Annotated in this window: 17 protein-coding genes; all 17 read right to left on the reverse strand. The window is 42.3% G+C overall.

Features of this window, described 5'->3' with window-relative positions; all coding sequences use genetic code 11:
- The 17 genes from aroC to AC0VX7_RS15795 all read right to left on the reverse strand — a co-directional run bounded on the left by aroC (position 1) and on the right by AC0VX7_RS15795 (position 15,589).
- A complete protein-coding gene (aroC, locus tag AC0VX7_RS15715; protein ID WP_475424984.1) occupies positions 1–1,173 on the reverse strand; it encodes a chorismate synthase in 1,173 nt (390 codons plus the stop codon).
- A 234-nt stretch (positions 1,174–1,407) separates the two neighbouring features.
- Complete coding sequence (locus tag AC0VX7_RS15720; RefSeq protein WP_475428175.1) at positions 1,408–2,181, reverse strand: CheR family methyltransferase; 774 nt, start codon at positions 2,179–2,181, stop codon at positions 1,408–1,410.
- A gap of 185 nt (positions 2,182–2,366) precedes the next feature.
- On the reverse strand, positions 2,367–2,813 hold the full coding sequence (gene ndk, locus AC0VX7_RS15725; RefSeq protein ID WP_041965667.1) for a nucleoside-diphosphate kinase: 447 nt from the start codon (positions 2,811–2,813) through the stop codon (positions 2,367–2,369).
- Between the two features lie 91 nt (positions 2,814–2,904).
- The gene (hepT, locus tag AC0VX7_RS15730) at positions 2,905–3,867 is read right to left on the reverse strand and encodes a heptaprenyl diphosphate synthase component II (protein ID WP_475424985.1); all 963 of its coding nucleotides are present in this window, start codon (positions 3,865–3,867) and stop codon (positions 2,905–2,907) included.
- Positions 3,868–4,263: 396 nt separating this feature from the next.
- Complete coding sequence (locus AC0VX7_RS15735) at positions 4,264–4,965, reverse strand: demethylmenaquinone methyltransferase (RefSeq protein WP_475424986.1); 702 nt, start codon at positions 4,963–4,965, stop codon at positions 4,264–4,266.
- Positions 4,966–4,969: 4 nt separating this feature from the next.
- Positions 4,970–5,806, reverse strand: a complete 837-nt coding sequence (locus tag AC0VX7_RS15740; protein WP_353618621.1) for a heptaprenyl diphosphate synthase component 1 — start codon at positions 5,804–5,806, stop codon at positions 4,970–4,972.
- Positions 5,807–6,065: 259 nt separating this feature from the next.
- Positions 6,066–6,299 carry a trp RNA-binding attenuation protein MtrB gene (gene mtrB / locus AC0VX7_RS15745; RefSeq protein WP_023627535.1) on the reverse strand — a complete coding sequence of 78 codons (234 nt, stop codon included), beginning with the start codon at positions 6,297–6,299 and terminating at the stop codon, positions 6,066–6,068.
- A 156-nt stretch (positions 6,300–6,455) separates the two neighbouring features.
- On the reverse strand, positions 6,456–7,022 hold the full coding sequence (gene folE / locus AC0VX7_RS15750) for a GTP cyclohydrolase I FolE (RefSeq protein WP_215028807.1): 567 nt from the start codon (positions 7,020–7,022) through the stop codon (positions 6,456–6,458).
- Between the two features lie 346 nt (positions 7,023–7,368).
- Positions 7,369–7,641, reverse strand: coding sequence for an HU family DNA-binding protein (locus AC0VX7_RS15755; RefSeq protein WP_023627533.1), 273 nt, complete (start codon positions 7,639–7,641; stop codon positions 7,369–7,371).
- 708 nt (positions 7,642–8,349) lie between these two features.
- Entirely contained in the window at positions 8,350–9,828 is a 1,479-nt protein-coding gene (gene spoIVA, locus AC0VX7_RS15760; protein WP_041965674.1) for a stage IV sporulation protein A, read from the reverse strand.
- 299 nt (positions 9,829–10,127) lie between these two features.
- Entirely contained in the window at positions 10,128–10,844 is a 717-nt protein-coding gene (locus AC0VX7_RS15765) for a hypothetical protein (protein WP_475424987.1), read from the reverse strand.
- Between the two features lie 28 nt (positions 10,845–10,872).
- Positions 10,873–11,073, reverse strand: a complete 201-nt coding sequence (locus AC0VX7_RS15770) for a DUF2768 domain-containing protein (protein ID WP_023627530.1) — start codon at positions 11,071–11,073, stop codon at positions 10,873–10,875.
- A 254-nt stretch (positions 11,074–11,327) separates the two neighbouring features.
- Complete coding sequence (locus AC0VX7_RS15775) at positions 11,328–12,374, reverse strand: NAD(P)H-dependent glycerol-3-phosphate dehydrogenase (protein ID WP_475424988.1); 1,047 nt, start codon at positions 12,372–12,374, stop codon at positions 11,328–11,330.
- 19 nt (positions 12,375–12,393) lie between these two features.
- Entirely contained in the window at positions 12,394–13,704 is a 1,311-nt protein-coding gene (gene der / locus AC0VX7_RS15780) for a ribosome biogenesis GTPase Der (RefSeq protein WP_475424989.1), read from the reverse strand.
- Positions 13,705–13,905: 201 nt separating this feature from the next.
- Positions 13,906–14,091 carry a capping complex subunit for YIEGIA gene (locus AC0VX7_RS15785; RefSeq protein WP_215028824.1) on the reverse strand — a complete coding sequence of 62 codons (186 nt, stop codon included), beginning with the start codon at positions 14,089–14,091 and terminating at the stop codon, positions 13,906–13,908.
- Positions 14,088–14,981, reverse strand: coding sequence for a YIEGIA family protein (locus AC0VX7_RS15790; RefSeq protein WP_475424990.1), 894 nt, complete (start codon positions 14,979–14,981; stop codon positions 14,088–14,090). The genes AC0VX7_RS15785 and AC0VX7_RS15790 overlap by 4 nt, the downstream gene beginning before the upstream one ends.
- Positions 14,978–15,589, reverse strand: a complete 612-nt coding sequence (locus AC0VX7_RS15795) for a YphA family membrane protein (protein WP_475424991.1) — start codon at positions 15,587–15,589, stop codon at positions 14,978–14,980. The genes AC0VX7_RS15790 and AC0VX7_RS15795 overlap by 4 nt, the downstream gene beginning before the upstream one ends.
- Positions 15,590–15,655: the final 66 nt, after the last annotated feature.

The raw sequence follows: 15,655 nt of genomic DNA on the forward strand, positions 1-15,655 counted from the left end.
TTAAAAATCCCTCGCAGTCCTTCTTTGCTCTTCGATTGATGCCCTCAGTGTGTCAAATCGATCTGCATAAAATTGGTCGAGGATTGCAGAAGCAAGCTCCCAGGCAATAACGCTTTCCGCAACCACTGCTGCTGCAGGGACAGCACATGCATCAGAGCGTTCAATGCTCGCGGCAAAAGGTTCCTTTGACTCGATATCGACACTCATCAATGGCTTGTAAAGAGTTGGGATTGGTTTCATTACCCCACGGACAACAATTGGCATGCCCGTTGTCATCCCGCCTTCAAGCCCTCCAAGCCGGTTCGTTTTCCGGTAGTAACCCCGTCCGTCTTCCCAGGCTATCTCATCATGGACCTGGCTGCCAGGCCTGCTGGCAGCTTCAAAACCGATCCCAATCTCAACTCCTTTGAAAGCATTGATGCTCATAATGGCCGCAGCAAGCTTTCCATCAAGCTTGCGGTCATAATGAACATAACTGCCCACTCCAGCGGGCATTCCCTCTGCAATCACCTCAACAACACCGCCAATAGAGTCTCCATTTTGCTTAGCGTCATCAATTGCTGCCATCATCTTCGTTCCTGCATCTGAATCGAAGCATCTGACGGGAGAAGCTTCTGTTATTTCTTTAAGCTGTTCCAGTGATGTGAAGTCTTGCTTTTCAGCTTTAACTCCACCGATTTCAACAACATGGGCAACTAACTCGATACCCAGCAGTGACAGTAGTTTCTTTGCGGCAGCACCCGCTGCGACCCTGACAGTCGTTTCTCGGGCAGATGAACGTTCAAGAACATTTCTCATATCTCGATGTCCATATTTAATCGCGCCGTTTAAGTCTGCGTGACCGGGACGGGGACGGGAAATTATCCTTTTCACTTCATCAGCGGATTGTTCATCGAGCGGTTCCTGGCCCATAATCCCGGTCCAATGCTTCCAATCATTATTTTCAACAACCAAGGCTATCGGCGAACCTAATGTCATTCCATGCCGAATTCCTGAAGTGATCTGCACCTGATCCTTTTCGATTTGCATTCTTCTTCCGCGGCCGTAGCCTTTCTGCCGGCGCGCAAGCTCTTTGTTTATATCTTCTGCTACTAGCGGCATGCCTGCTGGCATCCCCTCTATAATGGTTGTTAGCTGCGGTCCATGTGATTCTCCCGCTGTTAAATATCTCATGCACTTTCCCCCTTCAACTCGCTAAAGGATTTGTTTTACTATATCATACAGTTCAACAGAAATAAATTAAAAATTTCGAAATATGTATTATTCCTTTTCAAGAATGAAGTCATTTTATCATGAAGCATGTTGAGTCGCAAAAAACAATCTTCCTCTTAACACTTCACATGCAGAAATTGAATCCCATTCATTCGAAAAAAAGCAAGGAGGAGCACGGAATCCCGGCTCCTCCATTTATTTTTTTCTGTAAAAAAAAGTATCTGCAGTTTCAAAATCATATGTACCAGGGTTGAAGATCTGTTCAGTGCTTCCAACAAAGAGAATTCCCCCCGGCCTTAATGCCGCGCTGAATTTATGGTAAATGCTTTCCTTGGCCTCCTCGGTAAAATAAATGAGGACATTACGGCAGACAATCAGGTCAAACGGACCTCCGAACCGATCGGCAAGCAAATTTTGCTTTTTCAACGTAACAGTCTTCTTAATGTCATCTTCCACCGTATAATAGGAACCATCCTGCCGGAAAAACTTTTTAACCATCTCCCTAGGGGCTTCATTCAATGATCTTTCTGCATAAACTCCGCGCCTCGCTTTGGCCAGGACGTTGTCATCGATATCAGTTGCCAGGACCTGGATTCTCGATAATGGCATATGTTTTGACAGCACCATCGCCAATGTATAAGGCTCTTCTCCAGTGGAGCAAGCTGCACTCCAGATTTTCGGGTTCGGGTTTCTGCTTAATAACTCAGGAATTATTGATTTATCGAGGACTTCCCACCTTTTGGCGTTTCTATAAAACTCGGATACATTGATTGTCATCCGATCCAGAAATTCGTTCATGAGCTGCTGGTCATTATCAAGGACTTGAAAGAATTCCTTGAAAGATGAGTAGCCTTTCTTTTGATAGAGTGAAGTCAACCTTCTTTTCATCTGTGCTTCTTTGTATAGAGCAAGGTTTATACCTGTCTTTTGGTGGATTCTCGAGATAAAGTGTTCATAGTCTTGCGTCATCATTTTGCTCCTTATTTTTACTAGAAAAAGTTGGACATTTTCATTATATCGAAAAATAGGATTTTGGGTGATATATTTTTTTCATATATCCGGAGAGCTATAAAAATGTCCCGAAAAAGAAAAAGGACACTTGCTTTTCACAAGTGTCCGGAGTTTATTTAATAGATTAGCCGCTTACGCTTTTCTTAGTAAACCCACTCGTTGATTAATTTGCTGTATTCAGCTAGTTCTTCTTGTTTGAAGAATAGTCCGATTTCACGCTCAGCGCTTTCTGGTGAGTCAGATCCGTGAATTACGTTCTTGCCTACAGTCACACCGAATTCTCCACGGATAGTTCCAGGAGCTGCATCCTTAGGGTTTGTAGCACCCATCATCTGGCGTGCAGTTGCAATTACATTCTCGCCCTGCCATACCATAGCGAATACTGGTCCTGAAGTGATGAAGTCTACTAATTCGCCGAAGAATGGACGCTCTTTATGTTCGCCATAATGCTCTTCAGCAAGTTCTCTTGGGATGTTCATAAGTTTTGCGCCAACTAGCTGGAAGCCTTTCTTTTCGAAACGAGCTACAACTTCACCGATCAGGTTGCGTTGTACTCCGTCAGGCTTGACCATCAAATAAGTCTTTTCCATGAGTTCCACTCCTATTTCTTATATGTATGTGAACCGCTTACAAAAGCAATCCTTAGAAATAGTATCATTTTTTTGAAAAATTCGCAACTTGCTAATACTTGCGTTTTCCAATGAATTTCGCGATATCACGCAATGACTTCTTTGCCTTATTGGACGGAAGTTCATCAAGGATTGCCAGGGCTTTATCCAGATAACGATCACTGATCTCCAGTGATTTTTCAATCGCACCTGAATCCTGTACAAGCTTCAGGATTTCATTCAGTTCTTCTCCTGGCATGCCTTCATGGACAGTCCTAATCTGGCTCTTGATGTAGTCATCCTGCATTGCGTACAGTACAGGGAGAGTGATATTACCCTGGAGAAGGTCACCGCCAGCCGGCTTACCAAGTTCCTTTTCTGTACCCGTAAAATCTAGCACATCATCAGTAATCTGGAAGGACATACCGACATAGTAGCCAAACTTATACAATTTACGATGATCCTGCTCCGGAACACCTGCCACCACTGCACCCAGCTGGCAGCTTGCGGCAATAAGAAGTGCTGTCTTCCGCTTGATTCGCAACAAGTAATTACGCAGGTTTTGATCAAAATTATATTTATCTTTTATTTGTTCAATCTCGCCAACGCTTAGTTCGACGATAGTATCTGAGAGAATCTGGTGGGCTGTTGGATTTTCAATGTCAGTCATAAGCTCCAGTGCCCTGGCAAAAATATAATCCCCTGTATACATCGCAATCCTGTTATCCCATTTCGCTTTGATTGTCGCCTGCCCTCTACGCAATTCAGCATCGTCGATGACGTCATCGTGCACAAGAGAGGCCATATGGATGAGCTCCAGGGAGACAGCGACATCCTTGATGATTTCAATATCATAATCACCGAATTTACCACCAAGGAGCACAAAAACGGGTCTGATCCGTTTCCCGCCAGCCTTAAGCAAATGAAGGCTTGCCTGTCTGAGCAGCTGGGAATCCGCCTGGATTGCTTCTTCCAGCTCTCTTTCAATCAATGTCAAATCAGAATTCAAATATGTATATAATAGCTTCATCTTCATATTTATCCACCCAGCTTTTACATCCTAGATATCCATTGATGCAACTGCAGCATTTTCCTTTCCGCAGCCTCAATGCAATCAGGAGATTTCTTATATGCTCGGAGCTTTCCATACAGCCCAGCTAATAGGTTACTTTCTTTTGGAACCAATCTATATACAGGTCACTCCGTTAATCCGGAACAAAGCGACAACACTAAATAAAACAGGCTGACCTTCCTTGCCGAGCGAAAAAGAAAAGGACAGCCATTGTTTATTGAATATAGTATCAGAATGTATATTCATCTGAAAGAATGGTCCAGCTCCAGCGCATTGCCGGCCCTCGACCTAGAAAACGGCTTCAATTATCGAGAGAAGCCACTCAAGGTGTAGTCTTTTACCAGTACGCTTGCGCTTCTCTTATTTGCGGCCGATATGTACGGCAGCTACTCCACCGCTATATGGTTTATATTCAACGCTCACGAATCCTGCTTCAGAGAACATTTTCGCTAGCTCTTTCATACCTGGGAAATCCTTTGCGGATTCCTGGAGCCAGGAATACTCATCATAGCTCTTCGCGAACAGTTTGCCGAACATCGGCATGATAAACCTGAAGTACAATCTGTAAGCCTGCTTAAAACCTGGCATTGTAGGCTGGGAAGTTTCCAGGCATACTGCCATACCGCCCGGCTTTAGGACTCTGTACATTTCACGAAGCACCTGATTGTAATCAGGGACATTCCTCAAACCAAAACCAATAGTGACATAGTCAAAGCTATTATCCTCAAATGGGAGTTCCATTGCGTTCCCATGGATTAGTGCTGCCTGATCCAAATTGCGGGCCTGCAATTTCTCCTCGCCAATCTTCAGCATATTTTTGCTGAAATCAAGTCCGACCACTTCGCCATCTCTGCCTGCTGCTTCTGCAAGCGCAATTGTCCAATCAGCGGTACCACAGCACACATCAAGTGCTTTGGCTCCTTTTGGAACATTCATCTTTTTCATTGTGTCATTACGCCATTTAATATGCTGCTGAAAACTGATGACAGAATTCATCTGGTCATAATTTTCATAGATTTTTTCAAAGACTCCATGAACACGTTGTTCTTTCGATTGCTGCATTGCATTACCCTTCTTCCGCGAAATTTTTAGACATGGTCTGGTGCTGCCCGGAGATCAGGTCTAACCGTTCTATCAGCAAGCTGTTCATCCCTGGCAGCTTCTTTAACGCTGAATTAATCTTCGTCATTGAAAATTCAATATATCGTGTGCAAATTGTTAAAAGGTATTTTTGCTGTTCAGAAGAAATTTCAGTTGTACTCTGGTCCACTTTTGGCAAAGCAATTTTTTTCAGTGCATTGAAAACCAGCGAACTACCGTTTTTAATGAACTTCGTTTCTTCAGATAGCATCCTCTTGACAAAAAGCCAGTTAGAAGCGAATTCAAACCATTCAGCCGCATCAAAATGATCAGCGACCTTGCCTAAAAGAGACGACTCGATTAATTTTACACTTTCCATTAATTTATCGATCGCTTCAGTTTCTTTTTGATACAGCGAAATTTTGTGCTCATTGACTTCTTTTACACCTGAAGCCAATCGCTTGATCATTTCTATATCATCCATATCAGCCAGCAGCTTGTAGTATAGTCCGCTGAAATAAATTCCAGCTAGAACTGTCAACTGGCGGCGCTTATGGGTTTCATCCTCTTCACCTGGTTGTGAATTATGGACATGCTCATGGGTATCAAGGGCAATTTGCAGGAGCATTGCAGTCACAGTGTAATTCTTTGCTCTATCCTGATCTACCTCCTGCTGTTCCAGCAAGGAAGTAAGCAACAAGAGCCGGTCATCATCTATAAATGGAGATTTTACATGCTCCCGCAAATAAGGATGTGAAAGTTTTTCGAGAAGAAGCTCTCTGGTGCCGTCTAATTTGTTTTGTAAATCTAGCAAATAAATCACCCTTGTTCCCCTTATTTATGTTGGATTGCCGGCGACATTGTTCAATCAGGAAAGCCAGCAATATGCAGATAGCTGGTTGTCTCTAAAACAGACATAAAAAAAGCGCCTAAATAACTAGTTTGCAGTTGTACCGAACATTCCAAGGCAGTGACAATTATATCACAAATAGTGAAAACATGAACGAGATATTATAAATTAAACCCTATTTGAGATGAATTTGAGCTTGATTTTGTAACAAAATAGTTGGTTTTTGAATTTATTACTTCTTCTCACTCACTATTTCACCAAATGGTGTGACAATTTTTGCATGTCCCCTGATTTTAATGGCTGATGTATGTTCTGTGAACTGGGCTATCATAACTTCTCCCTGATCAAGCTTCTCTGAGTGATGGAATCGAGTGTCTGTTCCTCTAGTAAGACCAATCACGTTCACACCATCCTCGATGGCCTTAATCACTACATAGTCCGTGTTAACACCTTGTTTCTTATCCATTATTATCCCCCTTACAGGAAAGAATATGTCGAGTCCGGGACGGACCCGTTAAGTCGCAGTTATGTTTGTTTATGTATAGCAAAAGGCTAAAAGAATTCCTTTCAGCCTTTTAAAACTTGAATGTTACTTTACGAAAGATTCCATTGCTAAAGGTCTTTAGCCTTTTATCAATGAGAGAATTTCAGCCCTTGCGTTTACATCCTCTGCTAGAGTTCCTCTTACAGCAGATGTAACTGTTTTCGAGCCGGGTTTCTTGACTCCTCTCATTGTCATGCACATATGTTCCGCTTCTACCACTACCATGACACCATGGGGATCCAGCTTTTCCATTATGGAATTCGCAATAGTAGAAGTGATCCTTTCCTGTAACTGAGGTCTTTTCGCTACTGCTTCCACAGCTCTTGCAAGCTTGCTGAGTCCTGTAACCTTGCCTCCACGTGGAATGTATGCGACATGTGCCTTGCCGAAGAAAGGAACCAGGTGATGTTCACACATTGAATAGAAAGGGATATCCTTGACCAAAACAAGTTCCTCATGGTCCTCACCAAAAATGGTTTCAAAATATTCTTTAGGATCCTGGTTCAACCCCGAGAAAACTTCCTCATACATCTTCGCGACCCGCTTGGGAGTATCAAGCAAACCTTCCCTGTTTGGGTCTTCACCGACTGCCTCTAATATTAAACGCACCGCATCTTCGATTTGGGCACGATTGACGTTTGACATCTGCGTTTCCTCCTATGATCCGACAATCTCATTATAATCTTGCATAGTTAAGCAACTAATTGATTATAATATTTTCATCTTAGCATAACCAATTCTCAGCAGGCAAAACTTAATATTCCATAAGAACAAAAAGCGCAAGCGCCTTGTTCAGCTCCGACAAGCGCTAGAGGGCCAGACAGTGAAGTCGCTCTTTGACTTCATTGACAGGACCGAAGCGTCTCGAGGGGCTAGGCGCTGGAGCTGGATTAAGAAAACTTCATGGAGTTATCTACAACTCAATAAGAAAAAGGCCGCGAACGGGTCGCGGCCTTTAGGGTTTAGCATACGCTCAGTGCGTCGTATGTAATTATTTCACTGCATCCTTAAGCGCTTTGCCAGGTTTGAAAGCAGGCACCTTGCTTGCAGAGATTTCGATTTCATCACCAGTTTGTGGGTTGCGTCCTTTACGGGCAGCGCGCTCACGAACTTCGAAGTTACCAAAACCGATTAATTGTACTTTGTCCCCATCTTTTAATGCATTTAAGATTGAATCAAAAACAGCGTCAACTGCTTTTGTTGCATCTTTCTTAGAAAGCTCACTAGCTTCTGCAACTGCATTGATAAGTTCTGTTTTGTTCATGCCATTCACCTCCTCCCAAAGAGATCCCATTGCTCAGAAATTAAGCATCTTACTACATTTCTAAACAAAACATATGAATTCTATACGTTGCTGGAAGATTTTATTATCATAGTTTTAAAAAAACTATGATAAAGAAACCTTAAATCGCTTGAAACCCTGTTATATAAGGCTTTGTAAGCTACAACGCTAATTCTGTTAAAAGATTATCATAATGTTTTACTCTTATCAAGATAATTTCAAGAAATAATGGGAATCTTTTCTTCTTTGAAACATAATTGTAATATGTTGACCCTAATTTATTACCCGTAACAAGCAGTATCAAACATACAATAATGAATTTTATGCCTTTTCTCCTGATTACGCAAGCAGTCAACAAGGTCTTTAATCATAATTTACTGAAAGTAAGTTATTTTAGAAGATTAATTTTGGTCCGAAGTTACTTGTAAATCAACTAGATAGAGTGAAAATCAATCTCTTCTGGCAGACAAAACAAAATGCTGTTCACGTAAAGATTGTTGTTAAAATCCTAAAGCCGATTTTAACGTAATATATACCCATTTTGCAGGTCGGTATTAAGTTTGCATGCTCTATTCTCATAAGAAGCGTCAACTTCACGAAGAAATATTGGTGATTCAATCCATTTTGTATTCAATAGCAACAAAGTTTGAGAAAAGAGCCAAACAAAAAGACTCCCAAAAGGAGTCCAAATTATAATATGATTGCTATTAATCCACCGGAACCTTCGTTGATGATTCTTTCCAGCGTCTCTTTTAATTTATAACGTGCATTTTCTGGCATCAGGCTCAATTTTGCTGAAATTCCTTCTCTGACGATTGAGCTTAAGCTTCTTCCAAAGATATCAGAATTCCAGATTGACAGCGGATCATCTTCAAAATCCTGCATCAAGTAGCGAACGAGCTCTTCACTTTGTTTCTCGGTCCCAATAATTGGCGAGAATTCAGATTCTACGTCCACCTTGATCATATGGATTGAAGGGGCTACTGCTCTTAAGCGAACACCGAAACGCGCCCCCTGGCGGATGATTTCTGGCTCTTCCAGGCTCATGTCCGTCAGTGAAGGTGAAGCGATGCCATAACCTGTCTGCTTAACCATTTTCAGCGCATCAGAAATCTGGTCAAACTCTGTTTTTGCATAGGCAAACTCCTGCATCAACTCAAGCAAGTGATCCTTGCCGCGGATCTCTACTCCTACGATTTCTTTAAGAATTTCGTCATAAAGGTCATCCGGAGCAAACAGGTCTATTTCTGCTATACCCTGGCCCATTTCAATACCCGCCAGTCCAGCCCTGTCGATGTACTCAAAATCGCTGAATTGATGTACGACCCTGTCTACATCACGCAGCCTCTTAATGTCCTTCACAGTCTCCTTGACAGCTTCCTGATAGCTCTCACGCAACCAGTGGTTTTCGCGGAGCACCATTACCCAGCTTGGCAGATTGACGTTCACTTCCAGGACAGGGAATTCGTACAGAGCTTCCCTCATCACACTGAGAACATCTGATTCCCGCATGCTTTCAACACTCATTGCAAGCACAGGAATATCATATTTATCAGCCAATTGGGAGCGAAGTGTTTCCGTATTAGGGTGATACGGCTGGGCGCTGTTGATCACCATAATGAACGGCTTGCCGACTTCCTTTAGTTCCTCAATTACTCTTTCCTCTGCCTCAATATAATCTTGTCTTGGGATTTCCCCAATTGTCCCATCCGTCGTAATTACGACACCAAGTGTAGAGTGTTCCTGAATAACCTTCCTTGTTCCAATTTCTGCTGCTTCATGGAAAGGGATTGGCTCTTCATACCAAGGCGTATTGATCATCCTCGGCCCATTCTCGTCCTCATAACCCTTTGCTCCCGGAACTGTATACCCTACGCAATCTACGAGCCTGATATTTACATCCAGACCATCATCAACGTGCACGGATGCCGCCTGGTTAGGCACGAATTTCGGTTCAGTGGTCATGATTGTTTTACCTGCTGCGCTCTGTGGCAGCTCATCAAGCGCTCTGGCCCTTTCAGCCTCGTTATTGATATTAGGTAAAACCACCAGTTCCATGAATTTTTTGATAAAAGTGGATTTTCCAGTGCGGACCGCACCTACAACCCCCAGGTAAATATCGCCGCCAGTCCTCTCGGCAATATCCTTAAAAATATCTACCTTTTCCAAGTGATCCCCTCCCGATCATAGAGTTAGTGGGAATAAATTCATCCAAATTAGTAATCTGGGACAGTATATATTTATGATGTTGTCCTATACCAATATGACAATTTTTTATTTTTTTACCCCCTTAATTTTAATTTCAAAAAAGACTCCTTCAATTCCCATTTATGAGAACAATCGTTATCTTTTTAAAGACAAAAAAACCCTACTTCTACAATATATTTTGCAGAAACAGGGTTATGACTAATTTATTAGAAATGCAGAAGCTCATTGTTCGCCCATACAAGCATCGACTTGTGAACTTCCTATTTTACCTTTACTAAAAAGACCGGTTCATTGGTCTCATTATCGATGGTATATGGCAAAGAATATGCTGGTACGAACATGGAATTATCTACGAGAATGTCTCGAATATCCTCACCCTCTGCAAACTCTTTCTTTGACGATTTAATAGCCTGGTAGAGGTCACTCCGGTAATCAACATAAATTTCGCCATCAGTTGAAATGATAAAATGCAGGTTCTGGTTTGTGAATGGGCTTATGACGACAGGCTCTTCTTTATAGCCAATCTTTTTAAAATCAAGAGTATACACATTTTCTGCGATCCGTTCCTTAAAAGGTGGATATCCAGATGCATTGATTCTCATTTTTATCTCACGGATTGTCTCTGCCATTCTTAAATCGAGCAGCTTCACAGTTGGATCTGTTTCAGCATCTACAAGGACATATTGAAACAGGCCTCCATTTTCATATGCATTTCCTGGTGCCTCAGCAATAAATCTTGGAACTATTTTTTTAAAATCTATTGGATACTTTTGATAAATCGGTGTCTCTAAATCCTTTGTCTTGATTGGCAGCAAGCCGCTATTTGCCTCCTTGTACTGGTCAACAGCAGACTGGACACTATCAAGCTGGTCCTTATAGGGAACCTGATTCTGTACAAGTTTTTCTTCCGGATACATACAGCCTGTCAATGTGAGTAATACCAGGATGACTGGCATAAAAATACGGATTTTGTTCATTGATCCCAACCCTTTAATCCTATGTATTTTATTCGCTCGTCGGACCGCTGAAAACAACAAAAAAGATTATCAGCCCTGCTAAGATCATCAGCACATAGGCTATGATCGCCGTTGCAATTTTGAAGAAGCCTTTTAACTTATAACGGCTTAAATAGATGGCAAACAAAGACAGAATCATACTGCCCATGCCAACAAAAGAAATGTACATTTTCAATAATGCGGGTGACAAAATAAACCCCTCCCTTTTCCGAGAAGTATTATATCATATACAGCAATTATGCAAGCAAAAAAGTCCCTTATGTAAGCAAAAAAAAGCTGAAGTAAAGAAGGGGCGGACAACTTTACCTCAGCCTACATGACTAAATACCCTAACACCCAGTTCAAACCACCAGTTTGCTTCGTTGCATCTTATGCAAGCGGTGCAGAAATCGCATCCTCGAATGCCTATATTGGCAATATTATTCATTAGAAAATTTTTCTAACTCAGATTTTACCTCCGAGGACGTCAGCCAGGTCTTCCATTTCGTGGGTTTTCTCTCGGGACATCAACCCATCAACAGCGTCCTTAGGATTGACGTCATTGAAAAGGATATTATATAGCGCATTTGTTATCGGCATATTGACACCATATTTTTCAGCAAGCTGATATGCCGCCTTCGTCGTCCTTACACCTTCTACGACCATCCCCATGTTCTCAAGGACCTCGTCAAGGTTCTGGCCCTTGCCAAGCAGATTTCCAGCCCGCCAGTTCCTGGAATGGACGCTCGTACAAGTGACAATCAAATCCCCTATCCCTGTCAATCCTGAAAAAGTCAACGGGCTTGCGCCTATTTTGACACCAAGACGGGCTATTTCAGCAAGCCCCCTGGTGATCAAAGCAGCCTTGGCATTATCTCCGTAGCCTAATCCATCTGAAATCCCAGCAGCAAGAGCAATAATATTCTTAAGTGCCCCGCCAATTTCCACACCGATTAAATCCGGATTTGTGTATACTCTAAAGTTATTATTGATAAACAAATCCTGGATTTTTTCAGCCGCTCCCATATTTTTCGAGGATACAGTAACCGTCGTCGGATGGCGCAGGCTCACCTCTTCGGCATGGCTTGGACCGGATAAGACTACAACGCTTTCTAATAAGCCCTCTGGCATTTCTTCTTCAATCATTTCAGAAATACGAAGTAAGGAGTCCGGTTCGATTCCCTTGCTGACGTGGACAATTACCAAGGGTTCAGAAGTAACCTCAGTCATCTTTCGGATTACTTCACGGATTGCTTTTGTAGGGACAGCCATAACCACTGTTTTGATCCCCGCCAGTGCCTCCTGAAGAGATGAATACCCAATGATGGTTGAAGGCAGAGTAATTTCAGGAAGATATTTCTTGTTGGTATGGTGATGATTGATTTCATCAATTTGCACTGGATTGTGACCCCAAAGACGAACCTCATGACCATTGTCAGCGAGGACCATAGCCAAAGCCGTTCCCCAGCTTCCAGCCCCAAGAACAGCTATTTTCTCACTCTTCCTTTCCATTTAAACCACAACCTTTATATTATTTTCTTTGTCTCGCAAAAATCTTGATTGGTGTGCCTGTGAAATCAAAGGCATCCCTGATCCTGTTCTCAAGGAATCGTTCATAAGAAAAATGCAATAATTCGGGTTCATTGACAAAGACAACAAAAGTAGGCGGCTTTACGGATACCTGTGTCGCGTAATAAACCTTTAGTCTCTTCCCTTTGTCTGTTGGAGTCGGATTCATCGCAATAGCGTCCATGATGACTTCATTCAAGATGTTGGTCTGCACCCTCATCGCATGATTTTCACTTGCCATATCAATCATCGGCATCAAAGTGTGGATCCGTTTCTTTGTTTTTGCCGACAAGAAGACAATTGGTGCATAGCTCAGGAATTGGAAGTGAGCACGGATTTTATCCTCATACTCCTTCATTGTCTTTTCGTCTTTTTCAATTGCATCCCATTTGTTCACAACAATGATAACTGCGCGGCCTGCTTCTTCGGCATAGCCGGCAATATGCTTATCCTGTTCGATAATACCTTCCTCGGCATTGATCACAACAAGGACAACATCGGAGCGCTCGATAGCCCTTAACGCCCTTAAAACACTGTATTTTTCAGTCGTTTCATACACTTTTCCTTTTTTGCGCATACCCGCGGTATCAATAATGACATACTTTTGCCCATCGTAGGTTACTTGCGAGTCAATCGCGTCTCTAGTTGTACCCGCGATATCACTGACAATTACACGGTCTTCTCCAAGAATCGCATTGACCAAAGAAGACTTCCCGACATTTGGCCGGCCAATCAATGAAAATTTGATCGCATCTTTATCATATTCGTCTTCCTTATCCTTTGGAAAATGCTTTGCCGCTTCATCAAGCAAATCACCCAAACCCAGCCCATGGGAGCCAGAAATCGGGAAAGGTTCTCCAAATCCCAGAGCATAAAAGTCGTATATCATGTCTCTCATGTCTGGGTTATCAATTTTATTGACCGCGAGGACAACTGGCTTGTTGGAGCGATAAAGGATTTTTGCTACTTCCTCATCAGCTGATGTTACTCCCTCTCTGCCGTTTACAAGAAAAATGATAACATCTGCCTCATCAATGGCAATTTCAGCCTGCTGGCGGATTTGATCCAAAAACGGCTCGTCCCCTAAATCTATCCCGCCAGTATCAATAATATTAAAATCATGTGTCAGCCATTCAGCTGAACTGTATATACGATCCCTCGTTACTCCAGGAATATCTTCAACGATCGAAATACGTTCACCAACGATTCGGTTAAAAATCGTAGACTTGCCGACATTCGGACGCCCAACGATAGCTATCACTGGTTTCGTCATGAACATCACCCTTTCAAAATTCTATTTGTGCAGGTCATGGACCCGGGCCATAACAATTTCAAACTCAAAATTATATAGTTCTCATTATTAATTTAATGCCTTGACGACACTTATAAAATAAACCCTTCTTGATATACAGAAGGGTCTGGCTTAATCAGTTTATCAAAAGATGCCTTAAACAGGCAATGAAAACATTTCTTGTCAGTGTTTTACAATAATATATAGGTCTTCCGTCAGGGAATGGGCGATTCCATCCAGGATTGCTTCGAGGTTTGCAGCGACCTTCTCCATTTCTTCCTTTGAATCACAATGAAAAACAGCGGTTCCGGATGGTATTTTTTTAGGGTTTGTTGTGATGGCGGCAAGGACGAATTTCTCAAGCATCATTGAGCCCCACTCCCTTCATTGCACTTTTTTTCAGAAGGCATCCTGATTGCGTTCTCCAGTGTTGGCACATCACCAATCACCGTTATCGCACGCTCGATATCCCTCTCCTGTGGCAGCACGAACACTCCTACTCTGCCATCGTCCAGATCCCTTTTAGCCAGCGGCACGAGTGCAGGTGTTCCTGAATCACGATAAACTCCAAGCGCAGTGGACAAATCGTGCAGCACCGCCTGTCTCTGTCCAAGGTTCGCAATTGTGGAACGAGCATTCATGTTTTTGGGCTTTAAAATAAAACCCATACCATAACGAAGTACTTCTTTCTGCCTTTCAGGAAGACCGATATTCATAATATAAATATTATCAACATAAAGGCCGGCGCCATCAAACCGTGGTTCCATGTATTCGATTTCAACGATATCCTTTAGCTTTCCGCCTGACATCAGCTTATGGGAGATAAGCACCGCAATAATCGCGGCAATGATTCCAGCCCAAATGTTAAAAATCAGATATGCGAGTGTGCTGACAAGCGAGGTGAAAATCACCAGGTAATTGCGGCTCTCAAAAGCAATCGCAATTCCCTCGATATAGGTCTTTCCCCGGGAAACGAGTTCATAGCTATCGAGTTCGGTAAGCGTATTTCGCTCCATATTCCTGACTTCCCTGAATTGTGACGCTGCCAGGGTCAAGAAGGTAATCGCCGTGAATTCCTCCTCCATGATTGCAGGACCTGCAACCGTGCCAAGTCCCGCTGCAATGAATCCGAGAGCTACATGAATGATTTTCCCATGCAAATATGTTGGATACTGACGATAATCGGTCCTTAGCATAAAAAGTCTCGATAACGTCCCTATAGCAATTCCGAATACGATTGGTAACGTGTATTCATTCATGAAGTCTTTTGTTCCTCCCCTTCAACTTGGTTTATTGTACTTCCCGACATGACCGCAATTATTGATTCAATAGCTGACCAGGCAAGAAGCAATCCTAGAGATATGAACAATATGTCCATAAAAACCATGGATGCAGCAGCATATGGAAAATTAAATTTCCACAGAATCGCAGAAAATAATATATCACCCTGCAAAAAGCCTGAAATCAAAGCTAATATACGATCATGTCGATCTTTATGTAACAGGACTGCCAGATAAAAACCTGCTGCTCCAAGCATAATTTTTCGATCGAATAACACCCAGACCGGGTCAAATAATTCGAACATTAAAAAACTCGTATAGGCAAGCATGATAATAAATGAAGTTAAGAATAAATATAAAAATGAGCCTGTCTTTTTTCGCCTGGTTTCCAAAAAAATAAAAAAGGCAATCGCAAAAGCAGATAGGTGAAGCTCAAATATAAGGACATCAACTGTAAATGGTGCCGCAAAAATGACGGCAAGCAACATAACAGTCCATTTCAACCGAAGCGGATTATCTTTATTCATGAAGAAAGTAGTCCAAATCCAACCTATCCATGCCAGCCAATAAAAGTACAACCCTTCCATTCAACCCCTCCTATCATTTCCATTATGGTAATCACTTATGTAATTTAATCTTTTTTGCATAAAGTT

This window comes from Mesobacillus sp. QJM3NY_10 (genome assembly GCF_056173465.1).